The sequence below is a fragment of the Kribbella deserti genome, from assembly GCF_042434725.1.
Classification (GTDB): domain Bacteria; phylum Actinomycetota; class Actinomycetes; order Propionibacteriales; family Kribbellaceae; genus Kribbella; species Kribbella deserti.
The window spans coordinates 183,456-200,649 of sequence record NZ_JBHLTC010000036.1 but is presented as its reverse complement, the minus strand read 5'-3'; the positions used below and the strand labels follow the sequence as shown (position 1 = coordinate 200,649).

Annotated in this window: 15 protein-coding genes; 7 read left to right on the top strand and 8 right to left on the bottom strand. The window is 67.3% G+C overall.

What is annotated here, in order from left to right; all coding sequences use genetic code 11:
* Positions 1 to 36: 36 nt before the first annotated feature.
* Entirely contained in the window at positions 37 to 2,244 is a 2,208-nt protein-coding gene (locus tag ACFFGN_RS27735) for a M4 family metallopeptidase (protein WP_380053157.1), read from the bottom strand.
* 384 nt (positions 2,245 to 2,628) lie between these two features.
* On the opposite strand from ACFFGN_RS27735, the gene ACFFGN_RS27730 reads away from it, so the two are divergent.
* Complete coding sequence (locus ACFFGN_RS27730) at positions 2,629 to 3,327, top strand: peptidoglycan-binding domain-containing protein (RefSeq protein ID WP_380053155.1); 699 nt, start codon at positions 2,629 to 2,631, stop codon at positions 3,325 to 3,327.
* Between the two features lie 87 nt (positions 3,328 to 3,414).
* On the opposite strand, the gene ACFFGN_RS27725 is transcribed toward ACFFGN_RS27730, so the two are convergent.
* From ACFFGN_RS27725 to ACFFGN_RS27715, 3 genes are all read right to left on the bottom strand, one after another.
* The gene (locus ACFFGN_RS27725) at positions 3,415 to 3,717 is read right to left on the bottom strand and encodes an immunity protein YezG family protein (RefSeq protein WP_380053153.1); all 303 of its coding nucleotides are present in this window, start codon (positions 3,715 to 3,717) and stop codon (positions 3,415 to 3,417) included.
* Between the two features lie 25 nt (positions 3,718 to 3,742).
* The gene (locus tag ACFFGN_RS27720) at positions 3,743 to 4,756 is read right to left on the bottom strand and encodes a DNA/RNA non-specific endonuclease (protein WP_380053151.1); all 1,014 of its coding nucleotides are present in this window, start codon (positions 4,754 to 4,756) and stop codon (positions 3,743 to 3,745) included.
* A gap of 607 nt (positions 4,757 to 5,363) precedes the next feature.
* Positions 5,364 to 6,146, bottom strand: a complete 783-nt coding sequence (locus ACFFGN_RS27715; protein WP_380053149.1) for a TetR/AcrR family transcriptional regulator — start codon at positions 6,144 to 6,146, stop codon at positions 5,364 to 5,366.
* A gap of 103 nt (positions 6,147 to 6,249) precedes the next feature.
* Here ACFFGN_RS27715 and ACFFGN_RS27710 point away from each other — a divergent pair, with 103 nt between their 5' ends.
* The 3 genes from ACFFGN_RS27710 to ACFFGN_RS27700 are packed head-to-tail and all read left to right on the top strand — an operon-like array spanning position 6,250 to position 8,410.
* Entirely contained in the window at positions 6,250 to 6,984 is a 735-nt protein-coding gene (locus ACFFGN_RS27710) for a DUF2306 domain-containing protein (protein WP_380053147.1), read from the top strand.
* The gene (locus tag ACFFGN_RS27705) at positions 6,981 to 7,178 is read left to right on the top strand and encodes a ferredoxin (protein WP_380053145.1); all 198 of its coding nucleotides are present in this window, start codon (positions 6,981 to 6,983) and stop codon (positions 7,176 to 7,178) included. The genes ACFFGN_RS27710 and ACFFGN_RS27705 overlap by 4 nt, the downstream gene beginning before the upstream one ends.
* Before the next feature lie 47 nt (positions 7,179 to 7,225).
* Complete coding sequence (locus ACFFGN_RS27700; RefSeq protein ID WP_380053143.1) at positions 7,226 to 8,410, top strand: NAD(P)/FAD-dependent oxidoreductase; 1,185 nt, start codon at positions 7,226 to 7,228, stop codon at positions 8,408 to 8,410.
* On the opposite strand, the gene ACFFGN_RS27695 is transcribed toward ACFFGN_RS27700, so the two are convergent.
* Positions 8,378 to 10,516: a DEAD/DEAH box helicase gene (locus ACFFGN_RS27695; RefSeq protein WP_380053141.1), complete on the bottom strand. Its 2,139-nt coding sequence runs from the start codon at positions 10,514 to 10,516 to the stop codon at positions 8,378 to 8,380. The two genes, ACFFGN_RS27700 and ACFFGN_RS27695, sit on opposite strands and share 33 nt — an antisense overlap.
* A gap of 388 nt (positions 10,517 to 10,904) precedes the next feature.
* Here ACFFGN_RS27695 and ACFFGN_RS27690 point away from each other — a divergent pair, with 388 nt between their 5' ends.
* The 3 genes from ACFFGN_RS27690 to ACFFGN_RS27680 all read left to right on the top strand — a co-directional run bounded on the left by ACFFGN_RS27690 (position 10,905) and on the right by ACFFGN_RS27680 (position 15,133).
* Complete coding sequence (locus ACFFGN_RS27690; protein WP_380053139.1) at positions 10,905 to 13,625, top strand: AfsR/SARP family transcriptional regulator; 2,721 nt, start codon at positions 10,905 to 10,907, stop codon at positions 13,623 to 13,625.
* A gap of 136 nt (positions 13,626 to 13,761) precedes the next feature.
* Complete coding sequence (locus tag ACFFGN_RS27685) at positions 13,762 to 14,205, top strand: peptidase inhibitor family I36 protein (protein ID WP_380053137.1); 444 nt, start codon at positions 13,762 to 13,764, stop codon at positions 14,203 to 14,205.
* A gap of 1 nt (position 14,206) precedes the next feature.
* Entirely contained in the window at positions 14,207 to 15,133 is a 927-nt protein-coding gene (locus ACFFGN_RS27680) for a hypothetical protein (RefSeq protein ID WP_380053135.1), read from the top strand.
* A gap of 44 nt (positions 15,134 to 15,177) precedes the next feature.
* On the opposite strand, the gene ACFFGN_RS27675 is transcribed toward ACFFGN_RS27680, so the two are convergent.
* Genes ACFFGN_RS27675 through ACFFGN_RS27665 form a run of 3 tightly spaced genes read right to left on the bottom strand, consistent with a single transcriptional unit; the run spans position 15,178 to position 17,099 of the window.
* Entirely contained in the window at positions 15,178 to 16,044 is an 867-nt protein-coding gene (locus tag ACFFGN_RS27675; RefSeq protein ID WP_380053133.1) for a MauE/DoxX family redox-associated membrane protein, read from the bottom strand.
* Positions 16,045 to 16,071: 27 nt separating this feature from the next.
* A complete protein-coding gene (locus ACFFGN_RS27670; protein WP_380053131.1) occupies positions 16,072 to 16,674 on the bottom strand; it encodes a cell wall protein in 603 nt (200 codons plus the stop codon).
* 11 nt (positions 16,675 to 16,685) lie between these two features.
* Entirely contained in the window at positions 16,686 to 17,099 is a 414-nt protein-coding gene (locus ACFFGN_RS27665; RefSeq protein ID WP_380053129.1) for a septal ring lytic transglycosylase RlpA family protein, read from the bottom strand.
* Between the last annotated feature and the right edge of the window lie 95 nt (positions 17,100 to 17,194).

The following is a 17,194-nucleotide window of genomic DNA, read 5'->3' as shown; positions in this document are numbered from 1 at the left end:
CGCACCGCGCCGGAACTCGTCCGTGCAGGGATGCGATTACTCCGATACGGAAGCCGTGAAGGCGCCCGATCCGGAGTCGGCCTTCACCACGAGGCGGTAGGTGCCCGCCGTGTTGTTGTAGGTGAACGACTCGTCCGGGTTCGGGCTGATGCCCCGGGCCACCGTCAGCCAGTAGGAACCATAGAGCTTCTGCAGGTAGACGTCGAAGTCGCTGCCGGTCGGCCCGTCGAGGCAGACCTTGAGCTGGCCCGCGTCGCTGTCGGTGAAGGCGGCGAGCGTCCTGCTGGCGCCAGCGGTGAGAGTGCCGCTGTACTTGAGTGCGCCGGTGCACGCCCCGCCACCGCTAACGCCGGAGACGACCCACGAGAACGACACACTGGCCGTCTTGCCCGCGGCGTCGGTGACCTTCGCCGTCACCGTTGAGGTGGCCGCGGTGGTCGGCGTACCGGAGATGAGACCCGTCGAGGCGTTCACGGACAGACCAGCCGGGAGACCCGTCGCCGACCACGAGTACGGCGTGGTGCCGCCCGTCGCTGCGAGCTGCAGCGTGTCAGCGGTCCCTGCTGTGCTCGTCTGCGCGCCCGGGTTGGTGACCGTCGGGGAGCCGGGTTCCGGAGTGCCCGTGCCACAGGTCTCGGTCGTCGCCGCGACGGCGATGGCCGTGAACGCCTTCTCGACCGCAAGGCACTCCGCCGAGCCCTGGCCGTACAGGTCCTTGGCGGACTTGATCGCGCCGGTCCGGGCGTTGGAGTACTTACTCGACGACGTGAGGTAGGTCGCCAGCGTGCGGTACCAGATCTTCTCGGCCTTCGCGCGGCCGATACCGGTCACGGCCGCGGCGCCGGAACAGGTGGGGGAGTTGTAGCTGATCCCGTTGATCGTCTTGGCCCCCGAACCCTCGGAGAGCATGAAGTACCAGTGGTTGAGCGGACCCGAGGAGTAGTGCGGGTCGAGGAATCCGAGCGTCGAGGACCAGCAGTCCTTCGACTTACCGTCCTTGCTCGGCTGGTCCATGTACCGCAGCGGCTTGCCGGTGCCGAAGATGTCGATCTCTTCACCGATGTAGTAGTCCGGTACGTCGCTGGCGTTGTTCACGTAGAACTCGACCGCCGTACCGAAGATGTCGGAGGTCGCCTCATTGAGCCCCCCGGCCTCACCGCTGTACACGAGTCCTGCGGTGTTCTCGGTGACGCCATGGCTCATCTCGTGCGCGGCGATGTCCAGCTCGGTGAGCGGGGCGGAGTTGTTCGCGCCGTCGCCGTACGACATCTGCGTGCCGTCCCAGAACGCGTTCACCATCGCGTTGGCGAAGTGCACGCGCGAGCGGGCCCCGCGGCCGTCGTTCCAGATACCGTTGCGGCCGAGCTGAGTCTTGTAGTAGTCGAACGTCTTCTGCGCGCCGTAGAGCGCGTCGACGGCGGCGGACGCACGGTCGGAGTACACCCCGGAGCCCCACTTGTCGTCGGCGTCGGTGAAAATGTCACCGTCCGGGCCTTCACCCGTGTTGGGGTCGCCCTGGTTGTGTACGTCAGTGGCCGTGTGGCCGACCGCGTCCCTCATCTCGAAACCGCCGCCCGCCTTGGCGGTGGTATTGATGGCGACGTTGCCGACGTAGATGCCGTCGCCGGTGCCGGTCTTGATCTCGTCGTCGGTCAAGAGCACGGCGCCCGTGCCGGCGTCGACGAACGTGTGCAGCCGGGTCGGAACCTGGTTCGCGCGAGTGCCGGTTGTCAGTACGTCGTACGCCAGCTTGGGCCCCTGGTCAGTGACGAGAACGACCAACTCGCTCCCGGCCGGCGCCTCATCCTTGGTGGCCTGTGCCGTGGCGAGGCCCTTGGCCTGTGCCGCCGCCTTGGAGATCTTGGGAGTCCGCAACGCGGGCGCAATGCCCTTGCGGCCCAGGTTGTACGTGACCTCCGTGACTGCGCCCTTGGCATCCTTGTGGGCCACAAGGTCGCCACCGATCACCCGCAGCCCGTTAAACGTCCGGTCGTAACGCACGTGCGTACCGCCGTCGGCGTCCTCGATAACCGCCTTGACCGTCAGCTTCTCTCCCGACGCCAGACCCAGCGCCGCCGCACTCGCCGGCGCCTTCGCCTGCTCGCTGGCGGCCAAGGACTTCGACTCGTGGGCAACAGCGCCAGGAGATGGCTGGTCGGCCACGGCTGAGAAGGCAGGCGTCGTCACCAACCCAGCAGCGAGAAGTCCGCTGATAGTGGCCAACCTGGTCTTGTTTCGATTCACAGTTGCTCCTTGGGGCGGGTCGACGATCGGCCGACCTGGGGTGCGCCTGCCGCGTCCGGGACGTAGTGGCAGCGATGGCGGTTGAGTGCTCTGAGTTTGAGCAAGCTGCCCAATCAACGGAAGGCGTTGTCGCTGGCGGAGATCGGCACCGCCGATTTACGACATTCCCCGGGATGGGCGGCATCGTTGCCGAGAGCACCAAGGCAGCAGGCAAGAGACCGTGGACGTCAGGCGGCGCCGACCGTCAGCACCCACGCCATCACAGACGGCCACCTCGTTGGATGGTTTCTTTTCTCAAGTACGGGCGGAGTACGGGCAGAGGGTTGTTGCTCAAGGCACCTAAAGTGCAGTTGTCAGACGTCCCCAAGAGAGGAACGGATCTAGATGAGTAACATCCTGCGTCGCCCGCGCACCCGTGGCGCCATCATCACCGCGGCACTGGCAGGCAGCCTGGTGTGCGGCCTGGCCGCGACAGCTGGTGCCGACGGCAACAGTCCGAGCATGCAGACGGTCCAGGCCGCTACCACCGCGCAGGCCGCTCCCATCGCGCAGGCCGCTGCAGCCGAGGGTGGAGCAGCAGCGGCTGCGAGCTGCTCCACCACCTACTTGGCCTACGGCAGTCGCGGCACCTGTGTGAAGCAGCTCCAGGTGAATCTGGGCGGCCTCCGCGCGGACGGCGTGTACGGCTCGTCGACGCGTTCGCGGGTCCGGGCATTCCAGGCCGACGCCCGTATCGGCGTCGACGGCAAGGTCGGACCGCAGACCTGGCGGAAGCTGCGGTCGTACGGCAAGGCGCTGGCCTGGGTCGGTGGACTCACGCTGTACATGTGCGAGCTGAAGTCGAAGGACTTCCGCGTCTCCATGTGGAACAACACGAGCAAGTGGGCCAACTGGGGCTACTACATGTCGGACCACAGCTACCCGATCGGCTGGGAGAAGATCGGGCCCAACCGGATCAACACCCAGTTCAACATCTACGCCGGCTCGTACAACGGCACGTCCTTCACGGCCTGGGTCGGAAGCAACAAGTACACCACCAGAAACGTGCGCGACATCTCCCCCAGGCTCATCCCCGCCTGCTAGCCCGACACCGTGCCGGCCCGCTCACCGAACAGCGGGCCGACACGGGGCCGCCCAGCTTGCGCCCGGTCACGCCGCGACATCGCTGGACTAGCGCGACGCTGCTGGGTGCCATCCAGGCAAATGCCCACCGTCACGGGGAAACAATCGCTGGTCTTCCAGCAGCAGGTCGGCGTCCGCGTCGCCGTCGAACGGTGGGTTGTCGTAATCGAAATCAGCGTTGAGCTTGCCCGATGGCTGGAGTTCGAGGCGCGCGTTGTACCAAGTCCCCTTGGCGGGTTGGTGCATCTCTTTGCGGAGCTGCCGGGCAGCGGTGCGGCCGGCTTCGTCGAGGCCGACTGTGCAGTCGGCGGTGCCCTCGGCGGTGGTGATGACGACTTTCGTTTTGGTCATGCCGCCCACGCCGGTGATGTGGAGTTCAGCACGCGTCCATCCGGCCGGCGCCACTCTCGCAAGCGACTTGGCTGCGGCAATCAGCAACTCCTGCGATCGGCCCTTCATGCCTGTCCTCCTGGCGTCGGATCGTTCTCGATTTCCACCCATTCGACTCCGCCCGGGTGACGATATTCGACTGCGATGACATCTGGTCGGCGACTGTCTGCGGTGTAGGTGAACTGACCGATATGTCGACCGTGCCGCCGGCATCGATGATGCGGCGCCAATGATTCTCCAGCATCTTGTATTGGCTCAGGTTTACCCGATCGCCCTGCATCGGTACCAGGTTCATGGTTCCGCCTGGCCCCTGGAAGATTCGGGCGAAGATGTGGCCGGCGTGATCGCCTGGAAGTTTCCCGATCAGCTTGCGTTGCGCGTTGGAGTCGCGGGGATGGGCCAGGTCGATCAGATCCAAGGATGCCTCTGCGGACACCACACGTCCGTCCTCATCGGTGTCGTAGGCGAATTTGCTATCGACGCGGACATGCGCGTTGGGAGGCGGCGCGCTGAGGGTGGGTAGATGGTCAGGCTGTCTGGTCGACAGTTCGATCAATGCCCGGTCCTGCTGGAGCGGCCCGGCATCCGGCTTGGCGTCCGACAGGTCAATGCTCAGTTCAACCGCGTTACCAGCCTCATGACTGTCTTCGTCGGCGCTACTGGGCTTCACAACGGGGTCGAGGTTTCCAGCAGGCGCATCTCGCGTGATCGCTCCTGATGGGCGTTGGGTGATCCCGCCACCAAGCGCTTCGACTGCCCAGGTCCGGCCGATCACCGCCGCGTGAGCCGATAGCTGTGCGGCCTGGCCGCAGTCGTGTGCCGCCTGATGAAGGTACTCAGCCACTGCGGCCGCCTCGGGCAGAATTATCGACAGCTCGGCCGCTAATCCGGCGAGTTCCTGGCATTCTGCGGCTGCGCCGGACAGGTCTGCGGCGATGCGCGGATTGGCGTCGAGGTAGTCGACGAGTCCCTGGGCAATGCGCTCAAGGTCCGATGCCACTCGAGTAGCCCAACCAGAAACACGGATCAATGCGGCTATGCCTGTGTGAGGATTGTCGGTGGCCTTGACGATGCTCGCGCGCTTGATCGCTGCGGCCGGTGGTCAGCTTTCGGTCAGCGTTGTTCCTCGAGGCGCTGATGCGACAGGGCCCGCTCTCGCCGATCTCATCGCGGCTTACCGGCCCGAGGGGGAGGGGAGTGGCGTCGACTGGACGCGACTTCGCGGCTTCCTGGACTGGATTACCGCGCATCCGCAGCTCGCGGCACAGGCGATCGAGGCGCCCCGGCTCGTACGGGCAATGCGGCGTTCGATGCGTTGCTGGCCGGCATCGCGGAGAAGATCGCTGATGACACAGGGATTCCTCGGCCGCGATGGACCAAGTCGGTTCCGCCTGCGCCTGAACCCTGGGACCCACCGGGTACGCCATCGAGAGTGGCCCGAGCTCGTGCCAGCGCGCCGAGGCAGTTGGCGGACCGCAATATCTGGTTGGCGGCGCGCGACCTTTGGCGCAACGCCGAATGACCGAACCCGGCCGACCGGACCACGCGACTAACCCGTCCGTCGTATAGGGCTCGACGAATCGGCAGAGGTGACCGCTGGGTGGTGGTTAGTGGTCGGTAGGTGGGTTTTTGGTGGTGACGTAGTGAGTGATGCCGTCTAGGAAGCGGTCTACGCCGAAGGCTAGTTCGAAGGGGAGGCCGTCCTTGCCGGGTTGGTGGTCGGTGGGAGGGGTTTCGAGTTCGGCCTTGTAAACGGCTGTTAGGGCTGGGAACTGTTCGGGGTCGATGAACTCGGCAACGATTCGGGTTAGAGCGGCGTCGGGGCGTGGGTAGCCGTCGGCGTCTGGTGTGCTCGTCATGCTGAGGCTGATCTGCGCTGTGCCTCGTACGACCGCCGTCAGGTGTAGCGCTGCCACCCTCGCCTCGCCTCCGACCAGGCCCGCGGCGAGTAATGGGCGCAGGAGGCGCTCGAGCCAGGCCAGTTGATGAGGGCCCATCGCCGCGTGGTCGAGCGGGACTCGCAGCATCCAGGGGCGTACCCGAAGACCGTTCCATAGTGCGCTGACCCAGTTGCGGATCGCCTGCCGGTAGTCGTCGGTGTCGCCGAGGTCGGGCGGCGGGCCGGCGCCGATGTCGGCGGCAACCTCCAGTAGGAGGTCCTTGCTCGGGACGTGGTTGTAGAGCGACATCGTCGAGTAGCCGAGTTCCTTGGCGATGCGCTGCATGGACAGCGCCTCGAGCCCGTCGGTATCCGCGATCTGAACCGCCGCCTGCGCGATCCGCTCCACGCTGAGTTGAGGCCGGGGACCGCGCTGCCCTTGGGGCCGTCCTGACCACAGCAGGTCGAGGCTGTGCAGGGGCTTCGGGTCCTTGCTGTCGCGCTTCGTCATCCACCATCCCGTCGGTTAACGGCCATCCTAAATCTATGTACGTCGTACGTAAAACGTATGCTATACATAGTTTCGCCCGGCTTCCTTCCTTGAACGGATCGTTATGACTTCAACCCTGACCGCGCCGCCGCCAACACCTCCGACTCATCGCGCGCAGGTGTGGTGGCGCCGCACCTGGATCGTGCCGCTGATGATGGCGGCGGTCGCCTTCCTGGCCTTCTCCGTGCCGCCCTACCTGACGTTCGATCCGGCCCACTCGTGCCTCGAGCCGCCGCCGGGCAACGACCTGTACTACCCACTCCTGGTCGTGCACGTGTTGTGCGGCACCATCGCGATGTCGACGGCCTGTTTCCAGGTCTGGCCCGCCTTCCGGGCGCGTCACCGGCGCGGGCATCGAATCACCGGCCGGATCTACGTCTTCGCCGGCGTGCTTCCGGCCGGTGTGCTCGGCCTGTACATCGGCTGGTACACCTCGGCCGGTCCGTCCGTCCGGGTGGCCAACCTGGTGGGATCGGCCCTTTGGCTCATCGTCACGATCGCCGCTTTCCGGATGGCGCGTCAGCGGCGGTACGACGAGCACCGGCGCTGGATGTCGCGCAGTTTCGCGCTCGCCATGTCCATCGCGTTGAGCCGGGTCATCAACATCCCGGCCATGATCATCCTCACGCCAAGGGTGGACACCACCTTCGGCGGTAGCGAGGAAATGATGCAGAACACCGCGACGAGCATCGGTGTCTGGCTCAGCCCGCTGCTCCTGCTGTTGTTCACCGACTGGCTGCTGGAACGCCGCAAGCAAGGTGCCCGTCGCCCTGCCACGAACCGAGGAGACAACCGATGAAGGTATTCGTGGACCAGGACAGGTGTATCGCCTCCGGGCAATGCGTGCTCGCCGCGGCGGACTTGTTCGACCAGCGTGACGAGGACGGGGTCGCCGTAGTGCTGGACGACAACCCGCCGGATCACCGGCTCGCGGATGCCCACAACGCGGCCGCAGGTTGCCCCGCGATGGCGATCACGGTCGAAGACTGGTGACCGCGCCCCGCCAAACCGCGCCCCGCCAGACTGCGCCTCATCGAACTGTGCCTCGCAACGTTGTGGTCGTCGGTGCGTCGGTCGCGGGTCTGTCCGCCGCGGAAGCCCTGCGAGTCAAGGGGTACGACGGCCGGCTGACGCTGATCGGGGCGGAGCGGCGGCCGCCGTACGACCGGCCACCGTTGTCGAAGCAGGTCCTTGCCGGCGCCTGGGATCCGGAGCGGGTGTCGCTCCGCGATGAAGCGGCGATCGCCAGGCTCGACGCCGAGCTCCGATTGGGACAGACCGTGGCCGGGATGGATGTACGGCGCCGCGAACTCCGGATCGCCGATGACAGGCTGGCGTTCGACGCTGTCGTGATCGCGACCGGAGTTACTCCACGACGTTTGCCAGGCGACGACTTGGCGGGTGTGCACCACGTGCGGACCCTGGACGACGCCGTGACCCTGCGGGTGGCGCTACTGAGCGGTCCGAAAGTGGTGGTTGTCGGAGCCGGCTTCCTCGGTGCCGAGATCGCGGCAACCGCGCGCGGTATGAACCTTGACGTCACGCTGGTCGACCCGCTGCCGGCGCCGTTGTACCGCCAGGTAGGCGCAGGTGTCGCGGCCCTGGTCGGCCAGACCCATCGCGATCACGGCGTTCGGCTCCAGCTGAACACGGGCGTCTCGCGATTCGAGGCCAGCGCGGGCAGGGTGACCGGTGTCCGGTTGACCAACGCGACGGTGCTCGACGCGGACGTGGTCGTCGTGGCGGTCGGCTCGATCCCGGCGACGGCCTGGCTCGCGGGCTCGGGCCTTTCGCTCGGCGACGGTGTCGAATGCGACGAGTTGTGTCGCGCGGCGCCCGGGATCTACGCCGCGGGCGACGTGGCGTCCTGGTACAACCCGCACTTCGGCCGGCGGATGCGAGTGGAGCACCGGCACAATGCGAGCGAACAGGCAACGGCGGTAGCGGCGAACCTGCTCGGCGCCGACCAGCCGTTCGCCCCCGTCCCGTACTTCTGGAGCGACCAGTACGGCGTACGCCTGCAGGGCTACGGGATCTTTCCCCCGGACTCAACGACGACCGTCGTGTACGGCGAGCCCGCCGACCGGAAGTTCGCCGTCGCCTACCAGGAGAACGAGGTGGTGGTCGGAGTGCTCGGCTGGAACTGCCCGCCGCGCGAGCTTCGCGCACTCCGCCAGTTGGTCGTCACCGGGTCAGGCCGAGGCCTCCAGAGCGTTGGTGAGTAGGGCGATCAGGGCTTGGAGCTGGATGTCGGCGGAGGAGGCGATTTCCTCGTCGGAGCCGTCCAGCGCCTTCGCGGCCAGCGAGGCCTTGCTGTCGATGAGTTCGGCGATCCGGGTGTCGATCGTCTGGGCGGCGATGATTCGCCAGGCGGTGACCGGTTCGTCCTGACCGATTCGGTGCACGCGATCGATGGCCTGGGTCTGCTCGGCGTCGGTCCAGGACAACTCGGCCAGTACGACGTTGGAAGCCACCTGCAGGTTGAGGCCGACCCCGGCGGTGAGCAGCGAGCAGACCGCGATGGAGACGTCGGGATCGTCGACGAAGGCGTCGATGTTCTGCTGGCGCTTGGCCGGGGTTTGATCGCCCCGGATCGACGCGTAGCGGATACCGCGCTCGGCGAAAATGCCCTCGGCGGTGTCGAGAACGTCCACGTGCTTGGCGAAGAAGACCACCTTGCCCGCGTTGTGCGCGAGCTGCGCGGCGTAATCCGCGGCCGGTCCGGCCTTCGCCTGGCCGATACGCCGTACCAGGCTGAACACGTTCTCGCCGGTCTTCGGCTTGCTCGGGTCGGCTCGTTCCCAGCTGGCCACCTGGCGGACGAGGTCATGGTCGATACCTTCGACGGCGCTGCCGGAGGTCCGGTTCGCGAGGGCGCTGTGGTACCGCTCGACGAGGTGTTCGGCGAGTTTGCGTTCAGCCGCCCGGATCGAACGGCCGGCGGCCGAATCGAGCTCGACCGGCAGATCGGCCACGCGGCGCGCGGGGATATCGGCGGCCACGTCGACCTTGCGGCGACGCACGATGCCCATGTCGATCACGCTGGCCCGGGCGGCCGGGTAGAACGCGGGATCGGCCGGGGTCAGTTCGGTGTCCTCGAGCGCTTCCAGCAGATCCGCGCCCGGCGCGTTCTCGGTGATCCAGCCGAGGAACTGCCAGATGGCCCGGAAGTCGTCGATGTCGTTGATCAGCGGCGTACCGGTCAGGGCCATCAGCAGCGGACGGGCCGTGCGCGCCCGGATCCGCTCGGACAGCTGCAGCACGTGGCGCGAGCGCTGGGACTTCTTGTTCTTGATGAAGTGCGCCTCGTCCACGACCATGCCGCGGAAACCGAGATCGCCGAGCCAGCCGGCGTGCCGGTCGAGAATGTCGTAGTTCACGATGACGATGTCGGCGAAGCCGTCGATGGTGTCACCGTCGCCGTGGATCACGGTGGCGGTCCGCTGCGGCGTCCACAGACCGGCCTCGCGGGCCCAGTTGGCCTTGACCACGCTCGGTACGACGACCAGCAGCGGGAACGCGTCCGCGGCCTGCGCGGCCAGCAGGGCCTGTGCCGTTTTACCCAGACCTGGTTCGTCCGCCAGCAGGAAGGTTCGATGGCCCGAGGCCGCAGCCGCGACGAGCTGCGCCTGGTGCGGCATCAGTTCGACTCCGCGCGGCGTCCGTACGGCGGAGGGCTCGGGCAGGGTCTTACCGGTGGAGGCTCCGGCCGCGGCGTACTCGAAGGACTTGAGCAGCGGGCCGATCAACTCCCAGCCGGTCAGGCGCCGTACGCGCGGCTGGCGTGCGCCGGCGGCGCTGAAGTCGGGCGCGAGGAACGGGTTGGCCAGCTGGCGGGAGACCACCGACTGCGGCACGACCCGGCGTTCGGTGGGGGCCTGCGTGGGGGCCGGCTCGTCGTCCTCAGGCTCGTCTTCGAGCGGCTCGAAGCCGGCGGCCTCCAGCATCTCGCGCTTGAGCGCGGCGGCGGCAGGGGAGACGACGGCGTCCTCGGCGAGCAGCGCGAGCAGGGAGGTGTCCCGGGCGGCGGTCTTCGCGAGGATCGTGGCAACGCCGTCGAGACGCCGCAGCTGCTCGTCGCGGTACGCCTCGGTGGCGCTCTGGTCGGCCTTCACGCGGGCCCGCTCCTGGCGGACCAGCAGGGCCACGACCTGGAACTTGGTGCTGGTCGAGGCCTGCCGGGTGCCCCGCTGTACGGCGGTCTCGATCTCGCGAACGGCGCGGGCGAGCACCGGGATGATGCCGTCGTTGTTGACGGCTCGGGTACGACGCCGCCGCTGCGGCGCGGCGGTACGGGTAGCGCCGGGCTGGCGCTGGCCTCGACGGGCCAAGAGTCCTCCTCTGAAATGCCATGGCAGGTTCACCATGGCGGCATGGCAACACCGCAGACCACCGCAGTAGCCGATGAAACGTCGCACGGGAGTCGGGCTGATCACCGCGAGGCGGCTCGATCCCGCCGCTGTCGCAAGCGATCGATGCGTTGGACCCCGACGAGACGATCCGCCGTCTGAACGACGACCACTGGTCGGTGGTCGTGGCGCGGGCCACGAGGCACAGCCATCGCAGAGCGAAAGGCGGCGCCAAGGATTGTGCTGGCTCCATACTAGCGCGCGATTCGCCCGGCGGGCACGGCGGAGCCGCGACGGTGGCCCCTGAGTCTAGGTACACTCATCGCGCTCTGGTGATTACGTGAGGTGACATCACTGAGGGGATGCCGGGTTGCTGGGGGAAACCAAGGCACGATTCCGTCTGCTTGGCGCACTCGAGGTTGGCCAGGTCGAGCGGTTGGGCGGGCCGCGGCAACGGGCGGTGCTGGCCGCCTTGCTGCTGCGGGCCAACGACACCGCGAGCATCGGGTATCTCACCCGTGCGGCCTGGGACAACCCGCCACGGGCGCCCGAGTCGAATCTGCGGACGTACGTCGCGGGCCTTCGCAAGGCGCTGCGCGACGAGCGGGCCGAACTGGTGACGCGCGGCGGCGGATACTGCCTGCTGCTGGATCCGGCCGAGCTGGACATGGCCCGGTTCGAGCAGTTCGCGCAGGCGGGTGGCAATGCCCTGCGGGACGAGGATTTCGCCACCGCGGCGGCGTATTTCCGGCAGGCGCTGGACCTCTGGCGAGGCCAACCGCTGGAAGGCCAGGCGATCGGTCCGGCCCTGCAGGCGGAGATCGGGCGGTTGCAGGATCGCCGGTTCGAGGTGATCGAACAGCACTGCCAGGCCAACCTCGAACTCGGTAACCACGCCTCGCTGGTCGCCGAATTGCAGAGTCTGGTCGGGCAGAACCCGTTGCGCGAGGATCTCAGCGCCCAACTGATGCTCGCGCTGCACCGGTCGAGCCGTCGGGCGGAGGCGCTGGAGGTCTTCCGCGAGACCCGCGCGCGGCTGGTGCGGGAACTCGGCATCGAACCCGGTCCACGCCTGCAGAGCATGCAGCGGGAGATCCTGGATTGCGGCCCCGTCGCGGCTCCGGCTCGTTCGAGGACCAGGCCTCGCCGGTTGCCGATGGATATCGCGGACTTCACCGGCCGGTACGACGAACTCGCGCGGCTGCGGCGACTCGTCGACGAGGCGGTTCGCGGCCCGGTGACGGTGTGCGTGATCGAGGGCATGGCGGGCGTCGGCAAGACCCGGCTGGCCATTCACGCGGCCCACCGGTTCGCGGCCGACGGCGACATCCAGCTCTGGGCGGACCTGCGCGGGTTCGATGGCCGGCAACGACCGGCCGAGCCCAGCGCCGTACTCGGCACCTTCCTGCATGCCCTGGGGGTATCGGCCGAGCAGGTCCCGCGTGAACTCGACGAACGGGCGGCCCTCTTTCGGGAACGCCTCGCTGGTTCGAAGGCCTTGGTGGTGCTGGACAACGCGGTCAGCGAGGAGCAGGTACGGCCACTGCTGCCGGGAGGTCCCGAGAGCCTCGTGCTGGTGACGACGCGTTGTTCCCTGGCTGGGCTCGATGGTGCGGTGATGCTGGGGCTGGACGTCTTCTCCGAGCCGGAGGCCGTCGAACTGATGGCGCGCGTGCTCGGTCCTGAGCGGATCGCGGCCGAGCCGGAAGCCGCCGCGCGGGTCGCCCGGTTGTGCGGCTACCTGCCGCTCGCGGTGACCCTCGCCGCCCGGCGCCTCCGCGGGCGGTCGAGCTGGCGGCTCGTCGATCTGGCCGACCGGCTGGAGCGCGATCGGCTCGACCAGCTGGACCTGGGCGATCGTGGCGTGCGGACGGTTTTCGAGATGTCCTACAAGGCTTTGACCGATGAGCAGCGCCGCTTGTTCCGCCAGCTCGGGGCGCATCCGGGCGACGACTTCACGGCGGAGTCGGCCGCCGCGCTGGCCGGCCTCACGCCCCGGAACGCCGAGTTGATTCTGGACCACCTGCTCGACTTCTACCTGCTGGAACAGATCACGCCCGGGCGGTACCGCTTCCACGATCTGGTTCGCGACTTCGCCCGGGACTGCCTGCGCGCGGACGAAACCCCTGCCGCGCAAGCAGATTCGGTACGGCGGGCGCTCGAGTGGTTCACGGTCACGGCCGACGCGGCGGATCGCGCCTTGCAGCCGTCGCGCCACCGCGTCGTACTCGAAGCTGTGGGCAACCAGCGGCAGTTCGATCAGCATCAGGCGATGCAGTGGTTCGAGGCCGAGAACGACAACCTGGTAAGCGCTGTGCAGGTGGCCGCCGACCATGGTTGCCATCGGCATGCATGGCAGTTGCCTTCGTTCCTGCTGAGCTGGTTCTACCGGCGCAGGCTGTGGGCGGACTGGACCAGCACCTACACGATCGGGCTTGCCGCCGCGCGTCAATTGGCCGATCGCACCGGTGAGGCCATGATGCTGAACGGCCTGGGCGTCGCGCACTCCGATCTCGATCAGTATGTGGAGGCCATCGCCTGTCATCAGCAGGCGCTGGTGATTCTGCGCGTCACCGGGGACCGGGCCGGCCAAGCCTGGAACCTGAACAACCTCGGTGTTGCGTTGGGAGACATCGGCCGGTTCGACGAGGCGGTCGACTGTTTCCAGCAGGCCCTGACGCTGCACGAGGACGCCCACGGCAAAGGGCTGGCCCTGAGCAATCTCGGTGATGCCTATCGCGCGCTGGGCCGGCTCGACCAGGCGCTCACCCACCTGCGGAAGGCCCTGCGGTTGCAGTGGAGCAGCGGCGATCGGGCCGCGCAGCGTTACACCCGCAGTTGCCTGGGCGATGTGTACGTCGCGCTGGGCAAATCCGGCCGAGCCGTCGAGCACTACCGCCAAGCCCTTGCGGCCAGTCGCGAGACCGGTGACCGCTGGCAGGCCGCCATCGTGCTCGCGCGGCTCGCGGATGCCCTGGGCGAAGGCGATCAGGCCGAGGCATGCCGCCAGGAGGCCGGCATGATCCTGGACGACCTGCGCGGTGGCCCGAAATCGCGCCAGCTACGCCAGCAACTCGGCGACGCGATGTAGCCGGGCGCGATCGGGCGTGCCCAGGTCGGCCGACCGCGACTGTGCGTCGTCTGTGCGAGTTCTGTGCGGAGGTTGCCGCATCGTTCCCGGTGTGGAGATCCGGACCGCCCGGACCTACCGAAAGGGAGGCACCACGATGCTGAGGAAACTCGCCGTCGTTGTAGCCGCGTTGGCCGCCACTGTGGCGTTCGCGCCGGCCGCCAATGCGACCAGCCAGGCAGTACCGACCAAGGCCACGGCCGTGCTCGCGCCGGAGGTCGCCGTCTCGGCGAACGAGGCCGCCGCGACCTGTGCCGACGGCTTACTGTGCTTCTGGCAGCACAAGGACTACGAAGGCAAGAAGGGCTCGGTCGAGGGGAACAACACGCACTGGAGCCGATTCGGGCAGTCGGCCTGCCCGGACGGCAACTGGAACGACTGCGCGTCGTCGGCCATGAACCGCGGCACCTCCTGCGACGTGCGGCTGTACGAGCACCACAGCTACAGCGGTGACGTCGAGAAGATCGAGCGTGGCGGCAATCGCAAGAACCTGAAGGACGACGACTTCAACGATAAGGCAAGCTCGAACCGCTGGTGCTGAGATGCGAACACGGCCCATCGTGCGCACAGGCCTGGTCGCCTGCGCGGTAGCCGTGACGCTGGTGTTCGCCGGGTGCGCCAAGAGCGACCCGGCGCTCACCGCGCCACCGGCCGAGCTCGATTCCACGGCCCTCGACCTGCTGACGCAGTCAGGGTCCTTCCACCAGCACGAGTACCTGCTCACGGCCGCCGAAGAGGTACTGGTCGGCCGGTGCATGCGGAACCAGGGCGTCGCCTATCCGAAGGAGCCACCGAAGGCCGACACCCGTACGGACGAAGAGCGCGTGCTCAACCTGGCCGAGCGCCAGCGGCAGGGCTACGGTCTTTCCCAGCCGAATGGCAGCAACGTACCGGCCCTGGACCAGTACGTGCGGGCACTACCGGTAGCAGCGCGGACCGCCTTCACCCGCGCGCTTTTCGGTGCCGACGACCAGCGTCGCGCGATCGAGCTGCCAGGCACAGGGCCGGTCAGTTTCCCGGGGAACGGCTGCCTGCACGATGCGCAGGCCGCGTTGTTCGGAGACATCCTTACGTGGGCCCGTGTGACGTACGTGCCGGAGGAGCTCAACAACAAGCTCGCGGCCCTCGCAACGGCCTCGCCCGAGTACAAGCAGGCCATGCGGCGTTGGTCGACTTGTATGAACCACCGCGGCTACAAATACGCCGAGCCGGCCAAGGTGAGCGAAGACTTCTCCGCCCGCTACGAGGCCAACGGTAAGAGCAAGGAACTACTACAACAAGAGATCAAGGCGGCCGTCGCAGACGCCACCTGTGCGCAGCAGGTCGATATCCCCGACCTGGTCATTCACCTCAAGAAGTCCAAGGCCGCAACGCTTTCCGTGGCCGAGCTGCACTCCATGTCGGAACTAGCGGCAGTCTGGTCCCAGGCGGCTACAACCGCCGAAGTCGTCCTGAACACAACCGGCTGAAACGCCGGCGTCCGAAGGCACCCATGGACGCCGGCGTTCAGCCACTACTGCGCCATTGGCAGCAGGTCTGCGCGTTTCACCAGTCGAGGCTTGTAGAGGGTCTTGCCGGTCTCGTCGTCGACGATGGCGACCAGTACGTCGTCCGGCTCGTACTGCGTTCGGGGCACGGCGAAGACGGCCAGCCCGGCCCGTTCGTCGTACGCGGCGGTGTAGCTGACGAACCGCCACTCGCCCTCATCCCAGTGCTCGCGGATGTCCGAGCGCAGGTACGGCGAAACCTCCCGGTAGGCGGGACTGCGCAACAACTGCTGCTGCGTATTCACGAGTGGTACCTCGAAGTCGCCCGCGGTGTTCGAAAGCGGGTGCGTGAGCCTAAGTCGGTAACGCCGCAGTGGCACGAGCCAAAGGTGGTCGAGCTCAGCCGAGAGCGCGGCGAACGCCATGGCCTCTACGACAACCACTGCAAGGGCAAACGCCGTCCGGTCGGCAAACACCGTCCACCAGCTACTAGTGGCTGTAAGCGCTAGAACCGCCCCGAGCAGCATCAGGCCAGCCCGGCCGAGTGAACGCCATGAGACTGGCGCGGCCTTCGAACCGACGCACCCGCAGGACGAGTCGGGCGCGGCCACCTTCGCGTACACGAGGTAGGCCACGAACCCGGTTGCGAGCGCCGTCGCGCCAAGGGCCGCTCCGAAGCCCACAGGCGACAGAACCAGCGCCAGCCCGACAAGTACCTCGGCCACGCCGACAGCCCGGAACGCCGGTACCGCGCGGTCCTTGCCCAGCAGCGGGACCAGCGCCGTACGCCGGGCCTTGGCTGGGACCTGGTCGCCGACGAGCTTGCCGTACGACGACCAGAGCAGGATTCCGCCGAGCACAAGCGGTTGCACGGCGGCGAGATCGTTCACCATCTGCGGTTCTCCTCTCGAAGGCGGCGATCAGGCGGCCGCGTAGATGGTGGCGATGTCGATCTCGTTGGTGTCCGGGCGCCAGGCGCCGAGTACCTGCGCGTGCCGTCCGACCGACAGCATCGACAGGTCCGAGACCGCCGGAGTGCCGTTGTAGACCGCGGCGCTGTAACCCGGCACGACGTGGCCGATCACCTTGTGGCCGTGGTGGTTCATCGTGAGCTGGTTGCGGCCGATGCTGGTGATTCCGACCTTGAGGTTGACGATGTTGACCCAGACGGCCTCGGCCGCGAGGACGCCGTCGGGCAGCAGTACGCCTCGTGCGTACAGGCCGTCGCCGACGTTGATCTGGTCGATCGTGGTCGGGTGCAACTTCCAGACGCTGGTACCGCCGGTGAGCATGATCCGGTGGAACCGCCCGTCCGAACCGCCTGCCGTGACGACCGCGCCGTTGCGGCCGGTGACGCGTCCTTCGGCGAAATTCGGATCTGGCGCGCCGGGCTCGGGAGACTTGGCCCGGGTGGCGAAGGCGGCTTCAGGTGCGAGAGAGCCGAGGGTGCTCGCGCCGACCAGTGAGGCGGTGGTGCCGAGTACGGCGGAGGTGAGCAGGGTGCGGCGATCGAAGGTGGTCATGGCCGGTCCTCTCAGCCCACGTCGACGTTGCAGGGAATGAGTCCGGCGTTCAGCGAGGCGATCGCACTGAAGGCTGCCGGCGTGAGGTCGATGATCCGGTTCGAGCCGCAGTTGCCACCGCAGCAGGCCCGTTCACCGCAGAAGAGATCGGTCTGTGGACCACAGTCCGCGATCGTGGTGGTGATCGCCCTGCCGTTGCAGAGATTGGTCGTGCGGTGACGGAAACCGCAAGTACGCAAGGACATTCCGGTGATACCGCACCGGTCGGGACGGGTGATGTCGTAGCAGGCGGCCGAGGTGTTCGGCCACGCGTGCTGGGAGTTGCCGGAGTGGCAGGTGCCACAGGCGCCGCGGCCGGTACTACTGCAAGGGCCCCAGCTATTGCCGCAACAGAACCACGAGACTTCGCCATTCAAACCAGCCATTACTTCCTCCTAGGTCATGGGCGGTAGACCTACGCGTTCCGGCTGTTGAACTCACGGAACGTTAAAGGTGTACCACCGCATGTGACCGTTGGAAA

Excerpts from the sequence above, each read along its gene's own strand:
- ACFFGN_RS27705 (WP_380053145.1), top strand. The coding sequence starts at position 6,981 with ATGAAGGTATTCGTGGACCAGGACAGGTGTATCGCCTCCGGGCAATGC.
- ACFFGN_RS27715 (WP_380053149.1), bottom strand. The coding sequence starts at position 6,146 with ATGACGAAGCGCGACAGCAAGGACCCGAAGCCCCTGCACAGCCTCGAC.
- ACFFGN_RS27685 (WP_380053137.1), top strand. The coding sequence starts at position 13,762 with ATGCTGAGGAAACTCGCCGTCGTTGTAGCCGCGTTGGCCGCCACTGTG.
- ACFFGN_RS27675 (WP_380053133.1), bottom strand. The coding sequence starts at position 16,044 with ATGGTGAACGATCTCGCCGCCGTGCAACCGCTTGTGCTCGGCGGAATC.
- ACFFGN_RS27670 (WP_380053131.1), bottom strand. The coding sequence starts at position 16,674 with ATGACCACCTTCGATCGCCGCACCCTGCTCACCTCCGCCGTACTCGGC.
- ACFFGN_RS27730 (WP_380053155.1), top strand. The coding sequence starts at position 2,629 with ATGAGTAACATCCTGCGTCGCCCGCGCACCCGTGGCGCCATCATCACC.
- ACFFGN_RS27680 (WP_380053135.1), top strand. The coding sequence starts at position 14,207 with ATGCGAACACGGCCCATCGTGCGCACAGGCCTGGTCGCCTGCGCGGTA.
- ACFFGN_RS27710 (WP_380053147.1), top strand. The coding sequence starts at position 6,250 with ATGACTTCAACCCTGACCGCGCCGCCGCCAACACCTCCGACTCATCGC.
- ACFFGN_RS27665 (WP_380053129.1), bottom strand. The coding sequence starts at position 17,099 with ATGGCTGGTTTGAATGGCGAAGTCTCGTGGTTCTGTTGCGGCAATAGC.
- ACFFGN_RS27725 (WP_380053153.1), bottom strand. The coding sequence starts at position 3,717 with ATGACCAAAACGAAAGTCGTCATCACCACCGCCGAGGGCACCGCCGAC.